Below are 18,800 nucleotides of genomic sequence, written 5' to 3' on the forward strand. Positions count from 1 at the left end.
CCCGTTTTTCTTATCGCCCCTGGCGCAAGCCAGAGCCTGCGCCTGGGGCGGGTGCGGCGCTCAGGGAATTTTATGGGTGTTTGCGCTTCCGTCCGCCCTAGGTGTATTCACTAGGCACAAAATCTGACTCTGCGATAAGTCCGCGCACCCGGCGATAAGCGCGCGGCTGCCCGAGCCGATACAGTCCTGAAAATTGCCGGCGTAACGACGGCGCAGAGCGGGACTGACGAAGGAGGCAGCAGCATGGGCACGCAACACGTCAACGGCATGGCCGTGGAAATCGACGGCGAGGGGCCGGCACTGTTGTGCATACACGGCCTGGGTGGATCCTCGAATACGTGGACGCCTGTCATGGACGCTCTCGATGGCTTCCGGGTCATCCGTCCCGACCTGCCGGGCAGCGCGCGATCGCCCGTGGGCGGGCAGCGCCTGTCCATCGCGGCCTATGTGGAGGCGATGGCAGGAGTGCTGGACAAGCTGGACATCGACGCAGCGCATATCGCCGCGCATTCGCTGGGGACCGTGGTGGCCCAGCATCTCGCCGTGATGCATCCCGGACGGGTCAAGTCGCTGGCCCTGTTCGGGCCGCTGGCCGCGCCGCCCGAGGCGGGCCGGCCCGGCATTCGTGCGCGGGCAGACCTGGCGCGCGGCGGCGACGCCGCCATGCAGGAAATCGCCGACGCCATCGTCAAGGGCGCGACCAGCGCCCAGACCAGGCAAGAGCAGCCCGCCGTGCTGGCGCTGGTGCGCGAGAGCGTGATGCGCCAGCCGCCGGAAGGCTATGCGCAGAGCTGCGAGGCGCTGGCGGACGCGCAGCCTGCAGCCGTCGAGGCGCTCGGCATTCCGGCCCTGCTGGTGACGGGCGACCAGGATGGCGTGGCCACGCCCGCCAACGTCGAGGCCCTGGCCGCGCGCATGGCGGGCAGCCGCCGCATCGTGCTGGACGGATGCGGCCACTGGACCACCTACGAAAAGCCGCAGGCCTGCATCAAGGTTCTGCGGGAGTTCCACGCGGCGCTGCGCTAAGCCACGTTTTCCTGGCGCTTCAACATAAAAAATCGGCCTGCCGCGCAGGCCGGAGGAGACCTGTCATGTCCAGAATTGCCATTACCAACGTCGCGATCTTCGATGGCAGCGGCGCGGAAACCTATCAAGGCGAAGTGTTGATCGAAGGCGCGCGCATCGCGCAGGTCGCGCGCGCGCCCCAGCAGGTGAGCCGCGATGGCGCGCGCGTCATCGACGGGCGCGGCCGCTTCCTGATGCCCGGCATGACCGAAGCGCATACGCACTTTTCCTGGAACGATCAGCCCACACTGGCCGCGATCCAATTCATGCCGCCGGAGGAACACATACTCTGGTGCGTGCGCGTGGCCAAGCGCTATCTGGAAATGGGTTGGACCTCGGCCATCGGCGCGGCCGCCGCCAAGCCGCGTCTGGACGTAGTGCTGCGCAACGCCATCAATGCGGGCGAGTGCCCGGGGCCGCGCTACCTGGCGGGCAGCCAGGAAATCACGACCATAGGCGCGCTGGGCGACAATTCGCTGCCGCACATGCCGTTCGACGAATTGAGCTTCGGCAGCGTGTGCAGCGGGCCCGAGGAGATCCGGCGTTCGGCGCGCACTTTCATCAAGTACGGCGTCGACCACCTGAAGATCAACCTGTCCGGCGAGTACATCGCCGGGCTGCCGGCCGAGATGTCGCCTTTCGCCGAAGACGAGATCGCCATGCTGGCGAGCGAGGCCAAGCGCTATGGCAAGCGGGTCGCGGCGCATGCGCGTTCCAGCGAGTCGGTCAAGCAATGCGTGCGCCATGGCATCGAAATGATCTACCACGCCAGCTTCGCGGACGAGGAAGCGCTCGACATGCTGGAAGCTAACAAGGACAGGCACTTCGTTGCCCCAGGCATAGGCTGGCTGATCCGGACCGCCTTCAACGCCTCCGAGTACGGCATCACCCCCGCCATCGCCGAGCAGATGGGCTACAAGCGTGAGCTCGAAATCGCCTCGGAATCGCTGCGAAAAATGCACCAGCGCGGCATCCGCATCCTGCCCGGCGGCGACTACGGCTTTGCCTGGATGCCGCATGGCACCAACGCCAACGACCTCCAGTATTTCGTCGACTACATCGGCATGACCCCCACGGAGGCGCTGGTGTCCGCCACCGGCCTGGGCGGCCACATCATGCAGCGCCCGGATGAGTTGGGCATGCTGCGTCCCGGCTATCTGGCGGACGTGGTCATGGTCGACGGCGATCCGCTCAAGGACCTGTCCTTGCTGGTTGATCCGGACAGGATCGTGCTGGTGATGAAGGATGGGGAAGTGTGCAAGGACACTCGCTCGCCCGCGCAGGGCGATGCCGCAGCGTTGCAGATAAGCGAGAGCCTCAGGGAGACCGCGGCGCATTGAGCGCGAGCGGCCGCCGCAAGGGGCGCGGCCTTCCTTCAGACCGAACGTGCAACAGCCGCGCCGTGCGCGATCAGTTCGCCGATCCGGTCTATCAATGCCAGCAGTTGCGGCGTCGCCGGCAAGGCCGTGTTCATCCGCAGGCAATTCGAGTAGAGGCTGCCGTCTGCCGAGAACATGGCGCCCGGGCAGATGCTGAAGCCTTCTGTTTGCCCCTGGCGCATCAATTCCCGCGTGTCGGTTCCGGCTGCCAGTTCCAGCCATAGCAGGAACCCGGCATGCGGTTGCGCATAGCGGGCGCTTGGGGGCCAAGTAGACCGGATTCGCGCCGTGATGGCGCGCATCGAAGCCTGTGTCCTGGCCGCGAAGCGCCGCAAGTGCCGGTCATAGTCGCCGCTGAGCATCAGGTCGGCCAGCGCGGCCTCCATGATGGGCGATCCCGCCAGGCTGGCTTCGACGCGCTTTTCCGTGGCTTCGTGTACGAAGCGTCCGGCCTCCAGCCAGCCGGTACGCCAGCCCGGAGCCAGTGTCTTCGACACGGACGAGCAATACAGCACCATGCCTGCGGTGTCGAAGGTCTTGCATGAGGGTTCGCGTTGCGCCTGCATGGTGATGTCGCCATACGGATCGTCTTCGATCAGCGGCACCCCCGCGTGCGCGAGGATTTTCACCAGCCGCTGTTTGGCCTTCACGGGCATGGTGAAGCCGGAAGGGTTGTTCGCAGTGGGACTAGCGACCACCGCTGCGATCCGGTAGCGCTTCAGTGCGCTTTCGAGCACATCCAGATCCATGCCCCGATCCGCATGCGCGGGAATCTCCAGCGCCTTCAGGCCATGCGCCTTCAGCAGCATCAGCGTGCCGAAGTAGCAGGGCGATTCGACCGCCACCGTATCGCCCGCCTTGGTTACCACGCCCAGCGCGATTTGCATGGCCTGTGTGGCGCCTGCCGTGATGATGAGCTTGTCCGGATCCAGGTTCCCATCCCAGCGCAGCGCGCGCTTCGCGATCTGGCGGCGCAGGTCCATGCGACCGGGCGGCACGCTGTACAGCACGCCCTGCGCGCCCAGACGGCGGTGCGCGGCCGCAGCGCTGCGGGCCAGCGCGCGGCTGGGCAGCCAATCGGGGCAGGGCGTGGCCGCGCCCAACATGACCAGGTCGGGCGAGCGGGCCTGGGCGAACAGATCGTGGACCTGCCCGGTCAGCGTGACGGGGCGGGGCAGGGCGGCCGGCCGTTTGGGGAGAGGACGGGCCGCCGGTGTCTGCTGCCGCGGCGCCACGTAGTAGCCGGAACGGGGGCGGGCAACGACCAGGCCCAGCGATTCCAGTTCGCGCAGGGCGCGTTCGGCGGTGGGCGCGCTGACCTCGTTGGCTTGTGCCAGCTGGCGCACCGATGGCAGCTTGTCGCCGGGCGTGAGCTGGCCGCGCGCGATGATGGCGCCTAGCCGCGAGGCGATGCGGCCGTAAGTCGTGGTGGAACTGGCCATGAAATTCTGTATAGGTAATATTTATATAAATCTGACTATACAGATTGAATGGCGATGGCACTAGCATCAGATCTTGTCTACTTGCCGGGGGTTTTGATGAAAGTTGCCATGCTTGCGTATGACGGGTTCACCGATGTGGATCTGTTCCTGCCCTGGGACCTGTTCAATCGCGTGCAGGATCCGGACTACGTGAACTACCAGGGGACTTGGTCGGTCCGCATCTGTTCAGACGTGGATGAGGTCAGGTCCAATACCGGCATCAGCTTCCGGCCGCATGGAAAGCTGGAAGAACTGCGCGAGGCCGACGCCGTGTTCATCGTCAGCGGTCCCGGTTCGCGCGCCAAACTGGCGGACTCGGACTTCATGGGACGCTTGCAACTGGACCCGGACCGCCAGGTGATCGGAGCCATCGATTCGGGCGTGCTGTTCCTGGCCAGGCTAGGCTTGCTGGAAGGCAAGACGGCCACGACCTATCCCGGCGTGTTCGCCGAACTGGAGTCGATGGGAATCAGCACTGTGCACGAACCGCTGGTGGTGCATGGCAATGTGGCTTCGGCGGGCGGATGCCTCTCCACCCAGGATCTCGCGGGCTGGATCGTCGAACGCTTGCTGGGCAAGGAGAAGTCCGAGGCGATGTTGGGGATGATCGCCAAGGTGGATTGAGGATGCGTGGCGCCGCTCTGCGGCCTTGCCACAGGTGCTTCCGCGGCGAGACACTGAAATCCTTATTTTTTTGCTCTGAGTGTTTGCACAGGACGCCGGGTCAATTTCGTCTTGAAATCCTGGCGGGCATCACAAATGATGTGGATATAGACCCGGTCTCCAATGACTTCGTAGATGACGCGATTCTTCACGGCGAAGATTTCCAGAAAATGAGTGGCCGGCAGCTCCGGCAGCGCATGTCCCGCATTCGGGAATTGCTCAAGCTTCAGGATCGCCTTCTTGATTTTGGAATAGGCGTTCAGCCACGTCGTTTGCGTGAAATGCTTGCGGATGTACCGCCGGACTTCATGAAGGTCGTCTACCGCAGTTTGAAGAAAGACAACCTTGTGGCTCATTCTTCATCATCCTTGTCCATCGTTTCGATCTGGGCAAAGACATCCGCGGCTGGCGTAATCCGGCCTTCCTCTATCTCCTTGCGGCCATGCGCGAGCAACTGGAGCAAGGCCATGGCCTGTTCCTGTTCTTCATAGCTTTCAACATCCATGACAACCAGCTTGGCCTCGCCGTTCTGCGTGATGAGCATGGGCTCGCGAGTTTGCGAGAGAGTTGTGACGATTTCCGCCGCATGGCTTTTGAGATAGGAAATCGGTTTGACTTGAGTCGAGTATTTCATGGGGGACTGATCTCCGAGCGGATATGTCAGTAAGACCGATTATAGTCTGAATTCAGTCCCCCCTCCATCAGATCAAGCCTCGCCCAGCCCCATCCTCACGCTCGCCGCCAGCATCTGCGCCGTTGCCGCCGATAGCGTCCAGCCCAGATGCCCGTGCCCCGTGTTGTAGAACACGCCCGGCCGCTTGCCGGGGCCGACCCGCGGCATCATGCTGGGCGTCATCGGGCGCAATCCGCACCAGGGCACCACGCGCGAGGTGCGGATGCCGGGGAAGTGCTTGCGGGTCCAGTCCACCAGCGGCTGCACGCGTTCGGCGCGGATGTCCATGTTGAAGCCGTTGAACTCCGCCGTGCCGGCCACGCGGAAGCGGTCGCCGAGGCGGCTGGTGACGATCTTGGCGGCTTCGTCCAGCAGGCTGACCTGCGGCGCGGCGGCCTGGCTGGCGGCGTCGTCCAGGTGCACGCTGATGGAGTAGCCTTTGACTGGATAGATGTTGAGTGTGTCGCCCAACTGCCTGGCGAATTGCCGGCTGACGGCGCCGGCGCAGACGACGATGGCATCGGCCTCGTGCTGTTCGGTCCGCGCGCCGCCTTCGCGCGCGACGTCGAGCACGTAGGGCGCGCCGTCCAGGCTGATATTGCGGATGTCGGCGTCCTGCGCGAAGCGCACGCCGCGGCGCTCGCAGGCGCGGGCCAGGCCGCTTGTGAACTTGTGGATATCGCCGGTGGCATCCGAGGGCGTGTAGAAGCCGCCGTAGCAGGAGGTTTGCAGCGTGGGTTCGATGTCGCGCGCTTCCTGGGGGGATACCGCGTAGCGCTCCAGCCCGCCTTCCTGCAGCAGGGCATTGGCGCGGCGGGCGGTCTCGAAGCTGGCGGCGTCGTGGTAGATGTGCAGGATGCCGCGGCGCTCCAGGTCGAAATCTATCCCTTCCTCTTCAGCCATGGTGTACAGATGCTGGCGCGCGGCGATGGCGAGGCGGGTGGTCTCGATGGTGTTCTTGCGGTAGTTGCGGATCTGTCCGATGAACTGCGCCAGCCACGAATACTTGTGCCAGCTGAAGCGGGGATTGAGCAGCAGCGGGGCGTTGTGGCGTCCGAGCCAGCGCAGGCCCTTGAGGATGGTCGCGGTACTGTTCCAGACCTCGGCGTTGCTGGCGGACAACTGGCCGCCGTTGGCGTAGGAGGTTTCCATGGCGGGGTAGCGCTGGCGGTCGTAGACGGTGACGTCGTATCCCAGTTTGCTCAGGGCATAGGCGGACGTGACACCGGTGATACCGGCGCCAATGATGGCGATGCGGGGCATGATGGCTCCAGATTGGGTGGCCGCGGCCACCCGGCCGCAGCACCCCATCTGTCTCTGTACCTGAGAGCTTCACCCGCAGCGCAGGCGGCGGGTTCCCCTTCGGTGGGCGCGCTCGGCGCCTCTCTCCAGATTGTCTAGACCGCGCAGTCCTGTTTGCCTGAGAGTTTCCGGGGCGGTTGCTCCGTCGGCGCCTGCCGCTGTGGACGGGTCTCTTCTGCGGGGTTTTGGATCGACGAGGCGAGGATAGCCAAAATCCACCGGAATGAGACCAAGGGTTAATACCAATGAATCGTCCCGTCGCGTTACGATGCATGCGCGTCGCCAGCCTACGGCGTCGTGGAAATTCAACACCACATGGGATGACGGGAATGCGCTTGAACGGAATGTTGCGCACGGGATTGTTTGCGCTGATAGCCGGCGGCTGCGCCGTGGCGTATGGCGGCCAGGCCGAGGTGGACCGCAAGGTCGACGAAGCGGCGCAGGCCGTCATGCGTGAACACGGCATCGCCGGCCTGTCGATCGCTATTACCCAGAACGGGACGCAGCGCTTCTACAACTACGGCGTGGCGTCCAAGGAAACGGGCAAGCCGGCCGGCAGCGATACGCTTTACGAAGTCGGGTCCATCAGCAAGACCTACACGGCAACCTTGGCCGGCTACGCTCAGGCGCGCGGTCGTCTCGCCTTGAGCGACAGCCCGGCCAAATACCTGCCCGAGCTGGCCGGCAGCAACTTCGCCAAGCTCAGCCTGATCAATCTGGGCACGCACACGACGGGCGGTTTTCCCCTGCAGGTGCCCGGCACGGTGCGGGACCAGGCGCAGTTGATGGCCTATCTAAAGGCCTGGAAGCCGGAGCACGCCGCCGGTACGTATCGCACCTACGCCAATCCCAGCATCGGCATGCTGGGCGTGATCGCCGCCAGGAGCCTGAACCGGCCGTTCAAGACGGCCATGGAGCGGGACCTGTTTCCCAAGCTGGGCCTGACCAGCACCTACATCGACGTGCCGCCCGCCAGGATGGCGGACTACGCGCAGGGCTACAACAAGCAGGATGCTCCCGTGCGGGTGAATCCTGGCGTGCTGGCGGACGAAGCCTACGGCGTGAAGACCAGCGCGCGCGACCTGATCCGCTTCGTCGATGCGAACATGGGCCTGAATGTGGCCGATGCCGAACTCCGCAACGCGATCGCGCAGACGCAAGTCGGCTATTACCAGCTGGGCGACATGACCCAAGATCTGGTCTGGGAGCAGTTGCGCTATCCCGTGGCGCTGGACGCGTTATTGACGGCCAATGCCGGCAACTACAACAGCCAGAGCCAGGCCGTGGTTGCGCTGAACCCGCCGCTGCCGCCGCAGGACGCCGTGTGGATCAACAAGACGGGTTCGACCAACGGCTTCGGCGGCTACGTGGCGTTCGTGCCGTCGAAGCAGCTGGGCATCGTGATACTGGCCAACCGGAATTATCCGAACGAGGCGCGGGTGCGGCTGGCCTACAAGATCCTGGGCGAACTGGATAAGTAGGCGCGCCGGCCAATGGGCTAGCGCGCGGGCAGCTGCCGCGCCGCGTCGAAGCGGGGCAGCATATCCATCACCTCCAGCCGCTTGCACAGCTGCGCCAGCCGTTCCATTTTGTAGGCGTTCACGTCCATGCCGGCGTAGTCATAGAAGCCCTGGCCGTCGCGCAGTCCGTTGCGTCCTTGCTCCATGTTGCGGGCGATGACGGCGGGCGAGGCGAAGCGCGGATCGATGGCATCGGACAGGTAGCGCGAGGCGTAGTAGAGGATATCGCCGCCGCCCCAATCGATGAATTCCAGCAGGCCCAGCACCGAAAAGCGCAGGCCGAAGCCCAGGCGCACGGCGGTGTCGATGTCTTCGGCGCTGGCCACCCCTTCCTCCACCATGCGGGCGGCTTCGTTCATGGCCAGGGCCTGGATGCGGGGCACGATGTAGCCGGCGGCGGGCGCGCATTGCACCGGCTTCTTGCCTGCCAGGCGCAGCACTTGCAGCAGGCCTTGCGTCGCGGCCTCGCTGGTTTGCGGACCGCGGCTGACTTCCACCAGCGGTATCAGGTAGGCGGGATTGAGCCAGTGCGCGTTCAGGAAGCGTTGCGGACTTTCCACCAGTTCCGCCAGCTCGGTGACGAGAAAGGTGGACGTGGTGGAAGCGATGATGCTGTCTGGCGCGCAGGCAGCGCTCAGCCAAAGAAAAGCATCGCGCTTGGCGTCCAGGCGTTCGGGCACGGCTTCGAACACCACGCGCGCCTGCCGCAAGTCTTCAGCCGCGTCCTGGCGCGTGCACAGGCGGACGCGCGCCAGCGCGATGTCCGCTTGCGACGCGTCCAGCAAGCCCAGCCGGGCCAGGATGCCCAGTTCGCGGCGCAGGTCATCCCGTACTCGGGAAAAGTACGTGGATTGCTCTGCGGGCGTGCGCGGCTTGATGTCTATCAGTGTGACGTCCAGCCCCGCATGTACATATGACAGCGTGATGCCCACGCCCATGCGGCCGGCGCCGATCACGCACAGTTTCTCGTTCATGGCATGCATCCTCGTTTCAGCAGCCTTCGGTCAGCAGCTTGCGCATGTCGTCGCGCGACAGGCGGTCCAGGCCCAGGCGTTCCAGCGTGCGCCCTTCAGCGTAGAGGTCGCGGCCGGTCACCGCGCTGGCCAGGCTCAGCAGGCCTTGCGCCACGGGCGTGGACACGCCCGCCCAGCGGCCGGCGGACACCAGGAACGACAGGCCGAGCCGCGTGTCCTCGAGCATGTAGCGGTGGGTGCGCAGGTCTATGTCCTCGCGCCAGTCGCCGCTGTCGGTGAGCTTGCCGTGGGCGCCGCGGCCGTACATCCATTCGTCGCCTGCGGCGGCGTAGTGGTCGGCCAGCGGAAAGTGCGGCGCGGCATAGCCCAAGGCCACGCGGATGGCGATGCGCTCCGTGTCCAGCGCGTCGGTCACGCGCCGTATGGCAGGCTGTGTGCCTTCATTGTGGATATCCCATTTGTCGAAGTGCTCCAGCGGACCCGCGTTCATCATGATGAGCGGTGGGTGGATGATGGGACCGGCATTCATCAGCGCGCCGGAGAGCCCGTCCTCTATCGGTTCGATGCTGTCGTAGGCGCGCTTGACCACGGCCAGCGCGGGCCCGGACAGGCGGCGCGGAAAGACGCCGGTAGGCAGACGGGTCGCGTAGCCGCTGATCACCACCTTTTCGCCGTGCTTGCGGGCCAGGTAGGGCAGGGTGCCGGTCTCGGCAAAGGCGGTATCGGCGGAATTGCCGGCGTCTTTCATGGCGCGGGCGAAGACGTAGCTGCCGAAGGTGCCCGGCGGCAGGAACACGACCTGGCCGTCGCGCAGCAGGGGAGCCATTTCCTGCGCCAGGGCTTCGTGCGTGGTCGACGGCAGGGGAATGACCAGCAGTTCCGCATCGCCCACGGCCGCGGCCAGGTCGCGCACCAGCTGCAATTGCTGGGGGCCATCGCCCAGCGGGATCTGGCGGCTGCCGCGATAGTCGGTGACGGCCAGCGCGCCTGCGTCCCGCAATCCCTGGAAGGCTGCCCAGTCGCGGCGCCACCAGCGCACCTGATGGCCTTTTTCAAACAGGTCGGCCGCCGCCGCATAGCAGCCGTGGCCGCCGCCTATGACGCTGATTCTCATGGACAAGCTCCGTCTGATGGAGTCTCGATCCTAGCGGCGGCTTGCAGGCGGGGCTGCGCCGAACGCGCAAGCGGCGTTCCGATCCGGCAAGCGAATCCAGTCGTCTGGCGGCGCCTAATGCCTGTTGCGGCGCAGGGTATCCGAGGGCAGGCAGCCGTAGCGTTTGCGGTAATGCGTGGCGAAATGCCCGAAGCTGGCGATGCCGTGCCGCAACAGGATATCGGTGACGCTGTCGCCTGCGCTGGCTTGCTCCAGCGCCGCATGCACCAGGGCCAGCCGCTGGTTGCGCACGTAGTCGCTGGGGCTTTGCTTCAGGAACTGCGTGAAGCCGTTTTGCAGCGTGCGCACGGATACGCCGCAGTGCGCGGCCAGGTCCGATAGCGAAAGAGGTTCGTCCGGATGGCTTTCTATGTAGTCGCGCGCCCGGCGTACGTGCAGGGGCAGCGGCTGGCGGCGATCGGCCAGCAAGGCTGCGGAATAGTTGTGCGGCAGCTGGGTCAGCAGCAGCGTCAGCAGATAGTCCGAGAAGCCCGCGGCCAGCGTCTGCGTGACGCCTTCGATGGCGGGGTTGCGGTACAGCCGGCATAGATAGTCCAGCGTTTCACGCACTGCCACCGGCCCGGGCGCGTCGGCCTCCATTTGCAGGTCGAATACCAGCGCCTGTTTGATGGGGCGTTCCAGCAGCCGTTGCAGCTGGCGTTCCAGCGCTTCGCGTTCGATGCGCAGGATCAGGTTGCGGCAGTCGCGGCCGATGCGGATCACGCTGCGTTCGGAGGGCGAGGAGATGGTCAGGCTGCCCGCGTTCATGGAGGCGCTGCGCTTGCCCAGCGTGATCAGTCCGGATCCTTGCAGGGTGATGCGGATCAGGTAGTAGCTGGCGATGTCGCCGGCGTCGATCTCGACCTCGGCGCCGTAATGCAGATCGAACAGCGCGGCGTTGCCGAAGAACACGCCATACAGCCGCGACTGCAGGGGCTTTCCCGGGGGCACGCACATGCGGTGCGACCATAGGTGCTGGCTGACCTGATCCTTGATCTCGGCGATGTTGCCCGAGTCCAGCAAGCAATGGCGGTCCAGCGGATTGGTGTCGTTGAACATGCTTTCCTGCGCAGCGGGAACAGTCATTGCGTCAGGCGTACAGAGGCTGGCCGCGCAAAGACCTACAAAAGATGGGCCTGCAAGCAAGTGAGGCGCAACCTCGCCCATTGGGCGATGGGCAGATCTCACCACCATACAAGGGAAACAAACCATGACTGACGGCAGCCCGCGGCACGGATCAAAACCCAGCTACGCCTACGAGTGGTACGTCGTGGTGATATGCATGCTAGCGTACATATTTTCCTTCGTCGACAGGCAGATCCTGGCGCTGATGATCGAACCCATCAAGCACGATCTGCAACTGTCCGATACGCAATTCAGCTTGCTGCACGGACTGGCGTTCTCGCTGTTCTACGCCTTCATGGGCATCCCCATCGCGCTGCTGGCGGATCGCTATTCGCGCCCGAAAATCATCGCCATGGGCGTGGCGTTCTGGAGCCTGGCCACGGCGGCCTGTGGCCTGTCGCGCAATTTCGCGCAGATGTTCCTCGCGCGCATTGGCGTGGGCGTGGGGGAGGCGGCGCTGTCGCCCGCCACCTACTCCATGCTCAGCGACATGTTTCCGCGTGAAAAACTGGGGCGCGCCGTCGGGGTCTATTCGATCGGTTCGTTCATTGGCGGCGGCATGGCCTTTCTGATCGGCGGCTATGTCATCGATCTGCTCAAGAGCGTGGACACGGTCACCTTGCCCTGGGTAGGCGCGATGCGGCCGTGGCAGGTGACCTTCTTCATCGTGGGACTGCCTGGTCTGCTGATCGCGCTGCTGATCCTGCTGACGGTGCGCGATCCGCAGCGGCTGGGTTTGCGGCGCAATGCATCGGGGCAGGCCCAGAAGCCCGCCATGAAGGACACCTTCCGTTTCCTCGGGCGCCACCGCCGCACCTTTTTCTGCCACTACCTGGGCTTCTCCTTCTATGCGATGGCGCTGTTTGCGCTGCTGGGCTGGACGCCGGCGTTCTACATGCGCAAGTTCGGCATGTCGCCGGTGGATGCCGGCTACATGCTGGGCGTGGTGGTGCTGGTCGCCAATACCGCAGGCGTGTTCTGCGGCGGCTGGCTGATGGACTGGCTGGCCCGGCGGGGCTACAGCGATGCGCCGCTGCGCGCCGGGGTGATCGGCGCGGCGGGCATGGCGGTGCCGGCGGTGATCTTCACCCAGGTGGATTCCCTGTGGCTGTCGGTGGGGCTGTTGCTGCCCGCCATGTTCTTTGCGTCGTTTCCCATGCCGACCTCGACGGCCGCGATGCAGATACTTCCTCCCAATCAACTGCGCGCGCAGGTGTCGGCGCTGTTCCTGCTGATCTCGAACCTGATCGGGCTGGGGCTGGGCACCACTGCCGTGGCCATGTTGACGGACCGGTTGTTCAAGAGTCCGGCGGCGGTTGGACAATCCATGTCTGTCCTGGTCGGCGTGGCGACGGTGCTGTGCATCGCCTTGCTGGCGCTGGGCTGCAAGCACTACCGGCGCAGCCTGAACCTGGAAGCGCAGGACCTCCGGCCGCTTGAGCCCGCGCGCGTGTCGTCCTGAAAGGGGCGTCCAGGGGCTGCCGGGGCCACGATGCGGCCCTTTTTTGGATCCTGTTACCTCTGCGTTGAACTACACATCCCTGGTAAAGGAAATGGTGCCGGGGATGCGCTATAACGAACGCTTTACGCATCACTGTTCCGTGCCTGGCGCAGTGGGCGGGCCGCCATGCTGGCTGGCCGCGCCCCACGCCGTCCCATGCCGGACCCCAATTCATGCCCCCTGTTTACCGCCGTCCCTTCCTGGTTCCCTTGCTTGTCCTGACGGGCGTCCTGGCAGGGTGCTCTTCCCCCAAGCCAGAGTTCGAAAAAGAAGATTTCACCCAGAACAACACTTACTCGCGCACCGTCGCCGCGAGTAACGTCGCGGCCTGCGATGCCGGCCGCCGCGCCTTGCTGAGCCAGGGCTACAACATCGACAAGTTCGAGGGCTCGCGCGTCACGGGACACAAGAATTTCCAGGACGAAAGCGGACAGCACACGCAGATTGCCTTCAACATCGAATGCGCCTCCGACGGCGGCGCGAGCGAGCGCGCCACGGTGTTCGCCAACGCGGTGCAGGACCGCTATTCGATCAAGCGCACCAACAGCTCGGCCAGCGTGGGCGTAAGCGTGCTGGGCCAGGTGTCCATGCCGTTCGGCTCCAGCGACGACTCGCTGGTGAAGACGGGCAGCCAGACGGTTGCGCGGCCCAAGTTCTATGAAGGGTTTTTCCAGCTGTTGCAGCGCTTTCTGCCAGATGCGCAGGCGGCCGCCGCGCCGCCTGCGCCCGCGACCGGCCGGGCAAAGCCGCAGCCCAAGATCGCGCCGGCCGAGCCGGCGGAATCGCCCGACAAACCGGCGGACACGTTGAATCCGGCGGCGGCCAACGGCGCCGGCGAATCTCCGAAAACCCCAGCGGCGGGAGGCGCCAGTTCGCCCGCTGTGCCTGCGTCGACGGCTTCCCCGCCCGCAGCGCCTGCACCAGCATCTGCCGCCCCTGCGTCCAGCGCGCCCGCAGCAAAACCCACGCCAGCGCCGGCCGCTGAGGCCAGCCCCGAAGCGGCCAAGTAGGGCCGCGCCGCCGCGCCGGCTTGCCGTAGCGCAAACAGTTGCGGCGCGCCGATACGCGGCGCGGTCCGCAATCCGGCGATAATGCCGGGCATCATGACCTATCAACTCCTGAAAATGCTCCACGTCGCGGCCGTGGTCGCCTGGCTGGGCGGATCGCTGTTCGTGTCGCTCTTCCTGCTGTCCTCGCAGCCGCAGGACAGTGAAGAAGCGCCGAAAGAACGCAAGATGCTGGGCGCCTTGCGCCGCTGGACGCTGTACGTGACCACGCCGGCCATGGTGCTGACCTGGCTGGTCGGTCTGCACCTGGCCATGACCTTCGGCTGGTTTGCCATGACCTGGATCTGGGTCAAGGTGGCCTTCGCGCTGGCGCTGTCGGCGCTGCTCGGCATCCAGAGCGCGGCGTTGCGCCGCATGGCCAACGGCAGCGCCAAGCGCCCGCCGCTGGTGGACCTGTACGCGCCGTTCACCGTCATCGCTTCCGCGGTCATCGTGACGCTGGTGGTCGTCAAGCCTTTCTGATCCGCGCGGCCGGACATGTGCCGGGACCATATGCCCAGCCGCCATAACCAAACGCCCCTGTAATAAGGACTCAACGAACTATTCGTTCGCGTGCTCCGTCCCTCTCCCTAGAATCGTTTCTCTCATAACCGCATAGCCTGAGAGGCGATTCCAACATGACTTCCCGTTTCTTCAAGCGCCTGCTGGGCGCGGTGCTGGCTTCGGCGGCAATGTTCCATGGCCCGGCGTTTTCGGCTGATCCCAAGCCCCTCAAGGTGGGCGTGCGCGGCGGCGTCGACGAGCAGATCTGGGAGGTGGTGGCGCAGGTCGCCAAGAAGAACGGCCTGGCGGTGGAGCCCGTCATCATCACCGGCACCGCCAGCCCCAACGAGGCGCTCAACAACGGCGACCTCGATGCCAACGCCTTCCAGCACATACCTTTCCTGAACGACCAGATCAAGCAGCGCGGCTACAAACTCGTGTCCGTGGCCAACACGCTGATCTCGCCCATCGCGTTCTACTCCAAAAAGTACAAGTCGCTGCAGGAATTGCCCGAGGGCGCCCGGGTCGGCATCCCCAATGACCCCAGCAACCAGACGCGCGCGCTGGTCATCCTGCGCGACCAGGGCTTGATCACGCTGAAGGACGGATTCGATCCTGCCACCGGCACGGCGACCCTGGCGGACGTGACCTCCAACTCCAGGAAGCTCAACTTCGTGGAAAGCGCTTCCGTGGTGCTGGCGCGCTCGCTGCCGGACGTGGACACCGCGGCCATCGTCAACAGCTTCGCCTATCAGGCCGGGCTGATCGCCACGCGCGACGGCATCGCGGTGGAAAAGAAGGAAAACAATCCCTACGTGAACATCATCGCGGTGCGCGAACAGGACAAGAACGCGCCCTGGGTGCCCGAACTGGTCAAGGCCTACCACTCCGAAGAGGTGCGCCAGTTCATTCTGAGCAAGTACGAAGGTTCGGTCATTCCGGTTTTCTGAGGCTGGAAGCGGGCAATGATGCAACACGAATTTTCCGTGAGCGGGCTGGTCGACGCCGCGCCGCAAACGCCGGCCGGCGACGCGCACATCGTCTTCGAAGGCTTGCAGAAGCGCTACGAGGGTACGCAGGGGCCGGTGGCCGCTTTGTCCGACGTGTCGTTCTCCATCGCCCGCGGCGAGGTGTTCGGCATCATCGGACGCAGCGGCGCGGGCAAGTCCACGCTGCTGCGTTCCATCAACATGCTGGAGCGCCCCAGCGCCGGCCGCGTGCTGGTGGACGGCGTCGATGTGGGCGGCCTGGATGAGCATGCGCTGGTGGGCCTGCGCCGCCGCATCGGCATGATCTTCCAGCACTTCAACCTGCTGTCGGCCAAGACGGTGGCCGAGAACGTGGCCTTGCCCTTGCGGGTGGCTGGCGTGAAGCCCGCGGCCGCGCGGGCCAGGGTGGAGGAATTACTGGAACTGGTGGGGTTGCGCGACAAGGCCGACGCCTATCCGGCAAAGCTGTCCGGGGGCCAGAAGCAGCGCGTCGGCATCGCACGCGCGCTGGTGCACCAGCCGGAGATCCTGCTGTGCGACGAAGCCACGTCGGCGCTGGACCCCGAGACCACGCAGTCGATCCTGGCCTTGCTGCTGGACATCAACCGCAAACTGGGCCTGACGGTGGTGCTGATCACGCACGACATGGCAGTGATCCGCGAGGTCTGCCACAAGGTGCTGGTGCTGGACGGCGGCCGCAAGGTCGAGGAAGGCGAGGTCTGGCGCGTGTTCGGCAACCCCCTGGCCGATGCCACGCGGGCCTTGCTACGGCCTTTGCAGCACGACCTGCCGGCCGACCTGGCGGGCAGGCTGGTGCCCGACCTGCAAGGCCGCGCGGGCGTGGCGGTGCTGCGGCTGCGCTTCACGGGGCAGGGGCGCCCGCAGGGCGTGTCCTTGCAGGCGCTGGCGGCGCTCGGCCCCGGCGCGACGCTGCTGCATGGCGGCCTGGACCGCCTGCGCGGCCACGCCCAAGGCAGTCTGCTGGTTTCCGTGCCAGCGGGCGCATTACAGGAAGAGGCCACGCGCGCCGCGCTGGTGGCCGATCAGATCAAGGTGCTGGGTTATGTCGCTGCCGATGCTTGATAAATACCTGCAGGCTTTTCTGCAGACCCTGGCCATGGTGGGCGTATCCGCCATCATCGCCATCGTTCTGGGCCTGGCGCTGGCCGTGGTGCTGACCGTCACCGCGCCCGGCAATCTGTATCCCCGGCCGCGCTTCAACAAGGTCCTGTCGGTGACGGTGAATACCTTCCGCGCCATCCCCTTCATCATCCTGCTGGTGGCGATGCTGCCGTTCACGCGCTTCCTGGTGGGCACCACGCTGGGCACCTGGGCCGCCATCGTGCCGCTGTCGGCCAATCTGGTGCCGTTCTTCGCGCGCATCGCCCAGGTCAGCCTGAACGACGTGGACCACGGCCTGGTGGAGGCAGCGCGGGCCATGGGCTGCCGCCGCTGGCACATCGTGCGCCACGTGCTGTTGCCGGAAGCCTTGCCGGGCATCATCGGCGGCATGACGGTCAGCGTCATTGCCATGATCAACGCCTCGGCCATGGCCGGTGCGGTGGGCGCCGGCGGCCTGGGCGATCTGGCGATCCGCTACGGCTACGAACGCTACGAGACCCGCGTCATGTTCGAGGTGATCGTGATCCTGATCGCGCTGGTTTCCATTGTGCAATTCACCGGCGAATGGCTGTCGCGCCGCGCCGACCACAAACGCTGACTTTGCACCGGGGCCGCATGCTCCGGTCTTACCCGAAAACACAGGAACACTGAAATGTCCGAGTCCCCGCAACACGGCTTCGCCACGCGCGCCATCCACCTGGGCTACGACCCGCTGGACGAGCAGGGCGCGCTGGCGCCGCCTCTCTACCTGACCTCCACCTACACCCAGGACAGCATCGAGGCCTTCGACCAGATCCGCCTGGGTGAGAAGCAGGGCTACGTCTACGGCCGCACGCGCAATCCGACGCAGGCGCTGCTCGAAGAGCGGCTGGCATCCTTGGAGGGAGCCGAGGCTGGCGTGGTGACGGCGTCGGGCATGGCAGCGATTTCGGCGACCTTGTTCTCGCTTTTGCAAAGCGGCGACGAGATCGTGGTGGACCAGATCGTGTACGGCACCGCCTTCACCCTGTTCACGCAGGGCCTGGCGCGGTTCGGCGTGCGCGCGGTGTTCGCCGACTTCACCCGTCCCGAGACCGTGGCCGCGGCCATCGGCCCCAAGACGCGCGCCGTCTACTTCGAAACGCCCGCCAATCCGAATCTGCGCCTGGTGGATATCGCGGCGGTGTCCGCCATCGCCCGCGGCAAAGGTGTGCTGACTATCGTCGACAACACCTTCGCCACGCCGGTGCTGCAGCGGCCGCTGCAGCATGGCGCGGACATCGTGCTGCATTCGGCCACCAAGTACCTGGGCGGCCACGGCGACCTGCTGGCCGGCGCGGTGCTGGGCCGCAAGGAGCACATTGACGCGATCCGGTTGCAGGGGTTGCGCTACTTCACCGGCGCCACCTTGTCGCCTTTCACGGCTTTCCTGGTGCTGCGCGGGATCAAGACGCTGGAATTGCGCGTGGCGCGCCATAGCGAATCCGCCTTGCGGGTGGCCAAGCTGCTGCGCGAGCATGCGGCGGTGGCCGACGTGTTCTATCCCGGCTTGGCCGATACTGCGGGGGCCGAGATCGCGCGCCGCCAGCAATCGGCGGGTGGCGGCCTGGTCGCGTTCGAGTTGAAGGGCGGATTGACCGCTGGCCGCAACCTGCTCAATAGTCTGAAGCTGGCGCGCATCGCAGTCAGCCTGGGCGATCCTGAAACCCTGATCCAGCATCCCGCGTCGATGACGCACGCCAGTTACACGGCTGAGGACCGCGAACGCTATGGATTGTCCGAGGGCTTGCTGCGCCTGTCGGTGGGCCTGGAGACGCCTGAAGACATCCTGTCCGATCTCAGACAGGGCCTGGACCGGCTGTAGCGGCCGCGGGGGGCGTGGTTGTGCCGCGCCGCCAGGCTACCCATTCTCCCGCGCACTCGAAGTTGCGCGGTCCGCGCGCGGCGGCTGCCAGCCCCGCGCGCAACGCGCCCATGTCCAGTCCGGGCATGTTGTGCAGCAGGGGGGGAGGCAGGCGTTCGACGTCCAGCGTTGCCTCGTCGAGCTCCATGGCCATCAGCCCGCCGCCGTCGCTGGGCACGCGCAGGAACCACAGGCCCTCCATGTAGTCGCCCGACCAGGGATCGGGGTAGATGGCCTGCGTGTAGCGGAACCCGAATTCCTGGATGTCGCTCCAGGGCCAGAACTCCTGCTGGCCCAGGGCGCGCGCCAGCTCGCCGCTGCGCGTGAAACCGGCCTCGTCGAAGCATATGGTCTCGCTCAGGGGATTCTCGGGCGGTGTCGGACCGGCAAGCAGCCGTTTGATGAATGACCACATGGCGCG

At 65.5% G+C, this 18,800-nt stretch carries 19 protein-coding genes and 2 riboswitches; of the genes, 11 read left to right on the plus strand and 8 right to left on the minus strand.

The window, feature by feature from the left end:
* The first annotated feature begins 243 nt into the window (after positions 1 to 243).
* Both IPU70_RS18855 and IPU70_RS18860 read left to right on the plus strand, forming a co-directional pair.
* Complete coding sequence (locus IPU70_RS18855) at positions 244 to 1,026, plus strand: alpha/beta fold hydrolase (protein WP_207469321.1); 783 nt, start codon at positions 244 to 246, stop codon at positions 1,024 to 1,026.
* 65 nt (positions 1,027 to 1,091) lie between these two features.
* Complete coding sequence (locus tag IPU70_RS18860; RefSeq protein WP_207469323.1) at positions 1,092 to 2,405, plus strand: amidohydrolase family protein; 1,314 nt, start codon at positions 1,092 to 1,094, stop codon at positions 2,403 to 2,405.
* A 35-nt stretch (positions 2,406 to 2,440) separates the two neighbouring features.
* On the opposite strand, the gene IPU70_RS18865 is transcribed toward IPU70_RS18860, so the two are convergent.
* Positions 2,441 to 3,886 carry a PLP-dependent aminotransferase family protein gene (locus tag IPU70_RS18865; protein ID WP_207469326.1) on the minus strand — a complete coding sequence of 482 codons (1,446 nt, stop codon included), beginning with the start codon at positions 3,884 to 3,886 and terminating at the stop codon, positions 2,441 to 2,443.
* A 108-nt stretch (positions 3,887 to 3,994) separates the two neighbouring features.
* Between IPU70_RS18865 and IPU70_RS18870 the strand changes: the two genes are divergently transcribed.
* On the plus strand, positions 3,995 to 4,549 hold the full coding sequence (locus IPU70_RS18870) for a DJ-1/PfpI family protein (protein ID WP_207469327.1): 555 nt from the start codon (positions 3,995 to 3,997) through the stop codon (positions 4,547 to 4,549).
* Positions 4,550 to 4,611: 62 nt separating this feature from the next.
* Here IPU70_RS18870 and IPU70_RS18875 read toward each other — a convergent pair whose 3' ends face one another.
* From IPU70_RS18875 to IPU70_RS18885, 3 genes are all read right to left on the minus strand, one after another.
* A complete protein-coding gene (locus tag IPU70_RS18875; RefSeq protein WP_207469329.1) occupies positions 4,612 to 4,944 on the minus strand; it encodes a type II toxin-antitoxin system RelE/ParE family toxin in 333 nt (110 codons plus the stop codon).
* Positions 4,941 to 5,222: a type II toxin-antitoxin system Phd/YefM family antitoxin gene (locus IPU70_RS18880; protein ID WP_207469331.1), complete on the minus strand. Its 282-nt coding sequence runs from the start codon at positions 5,220 to 5,222 to the stop codon at positions 4,941 to 4,943. The genes IPU70_RS18875 and IPU70_RS18880 overlap by 4 nt, the downstream gene beginning before the upstream one ends.
* A gap of 72 nt (positions 5,223 to 5,294) precedes the next feature.
* Positions 5,295 to 6,524, minus strand: coding sequence for a D-amino acid dehydrogenase (locus IPU70_RS18885; RefSeq protein ID WP_207469333.1), 1,230 nt, complete (start codon positions 6,522 to 6,524; stop codon positions 5,295 to 5,297).
* 44 nt (positions 6,525 to 6,568) lie between these two features.
* Positions 6,569 to 6,657, minus strand: a riboswitch (glycine riboswitch).
* 1 nt (position 6,658) lies between these two features.
* A riboswitch (glycine riboswitch) is annotated at positions 6,659 to 6,751 on the minus strand.
* A 156-nt stretch (positions 6,752 to 6,907) separates the two neighbouring features.
* Between IPU70_RS18885 and ampC the strand changes: the two genes are divergently transcribed.
* Positions 6,908 to 8,044, plus strand: a complete 1,137-nt coding sequence (gene ampC / locus IPU70_RS18890; RefSeq protein ID WP_371819008.1) for a class C beta-lactamase — start codon at positions 6,908 to 6,910, stop codon at positions 8,042 to 8,044.
* A 17-nt stretch (positions 8,045 to 8,061) separates the two neighbouring features.
* Here ampC and IPU70_RS18895 read toward each other — a convergent pair whose 3' ends face one another.
* From IPU70_RS18895 to IPU70_RS18905, 3 genes are all read right to left on the minus strand, one after another.
* Positions 8,062 to 9,057, minus strand: a complete 996-nt coding sequence (locus IPU70_RS18895) for a 3-hydroxybutyryl-CoA dehydrogenase (RefSeq protein ID WP_371818999.1) — start codon at positions 9,055 to 9,057, stop codon at positions 8,062 to 8,064.
* A gap of 16 nt (positions 9,058 to 9,073) precedes the next feature.
* Positions 9,074 to 10,171, minus strand: coding sequence for an NAD/NADP-dependent octopine/nopaline dehydrogenase family protein (locus tag IPU70_RS18900; protein WP_207469336.1), 1,098 nt, complete (start codon positions 10,169 to 10,171; stop codon positions 9,074 to 9,076).
* A gap of 114 nt (positions 10,172 to 10,285) precedes the next feature.
* Positions 10,286 to 11,296, minus strand: a complete 1,011-nt coding sequence (locus IPU70_RS18905) for an AraC family transcriptional regulator (protein ID WP_242702585.1) — start codon at positions 11,294 to 11,296, stop codon at positions 10,286 to 10,288.
* Positions 11,297 to 11,420: 124 nt separating this feature from the next.
* On the opposite strand from IPU70_RS18905, the gene IPU70_RS18910 reads away from it, so the two are divergent.
* From IPU70_RS18910 to IPU70_RS18940, 7 genes are all read left to right on the plus strand, one after another.
* Positions 11,421 to 12,797 carry an MFS transporter gene (locus IPU70_RS18910; protein WP_207469337.1) on the plus strand — a complete coding sequence of 459 codons (1,377 nt, stop codon included), beginning with the start codon at positions 11,421 to 11,423 and terminating at the stop codon, positions 12,795 to 12,797.
* A gap of 212 nt (positions 12,798 to 13,009) precedes the next feature.
* Positions 13,010 to 13,846, plus strand: coding sequence for a DUF2242 domain-containing protein (locus IPU70_RS18915; protein WP_207469338.1), 837 nt, complete (start codon positions 13,010 to 13,012; stop codon positions 13,844 to 13,846).
* Between the two features lie 93 nt (positions 13,847 to 13,939).
* On the plus strand, positions 13,940 to 14,365 hold the full coding sequence (locus IPU70_RS18920; protein ID WP_237709922.1) for a CopD family protein: 426 nt from the start codon (positions 13,940 to 13,942) through the stop codon (positions 14,363 to 14,365).
* Positions 14,366 to 14,520: 155 nt separating this feature from the next.
* Positions 14,521 to 15,336 (plus strand): MetQ/NlpA family ABC transporter substrate-binding protein, encoded by an 816-nt coding sequence (locus IPU70_RS18925; protein ID WP_207469339.1) that lies wholly within the window; start codon positions 14,521 to 14,523, stop codon positions 15,334 to 15,336.
* An 18-nt stretch (positions 15,337 to 15,354) separates the two neighbouring features.
* A complete protein-coding gene (locus tag IPU70_RS18930) occupies positions 15,355 to 16,458 on the plus strand; it encodes a methionine ABC transporter ATP-binding protein (RefSeq protein WP_242702594.1) in 1,104 nt (367 codons plus the stop codon).
* Positions 16,439 to 17,095 (plus strand): methionine ABC transporter permease, encoded by a 657-nt coding sequence (locus IPU70_RS18935; RefSeq protein WP_207469341.1) that lies wholly within the window; start codon positions 16,439 to 16,441, stop codon positions 17,093 to 17,095. Before IPU70_RS18930 ends, IPU70_RS18935 begins: the two co-directional genes overlap by 20 nt.
* Before the next feature lie 54 nt (positions 17,096 to 17,149).
* Positions 17,150 to 18,340, plus strand: a complete 1,191-nt coding sequence (locus IPU70_RS18940; protein ID WP_207469342.1) for a PLP-dependent aspartate aminotransferase family protein — start codon at positions 17,150 to 17,152, stop codon at positions 18,338 to 18,340.
* On the opposite strand, the gene IPU70_RS18945 is transcribed toward IPU70_RS18940, so the two are convergent.
* A complete protein-coding gene (locus tag IPU70_RS18945; protein WP_207469345.1) occupies positions 18,315 to 18,794 on the minus strand; it encodes a hypothetical protein in 480 nt (159 codons plus the stop codon). The two genes, IPU70_RS18940 and IPU70_RS18945, sit on opposite strands and share 26 nt — an antisense overlap.
* Positions 18,795 to 18,800: the final 6 nt, after the last annotated feature.

The sequence above is a fragment of the Achromobacter sp. SD115 genome, assembly GCF_017355315.1.
In the GTDB taxonomy this organism is placed as follows: domain Bacteria; phylum Pseudomonadota; class Gammaproteobacteria; order Burkholderiales; family Burkholderiaceae_B; genus Achromobacter; species Achromobacter xylosoxidans_B.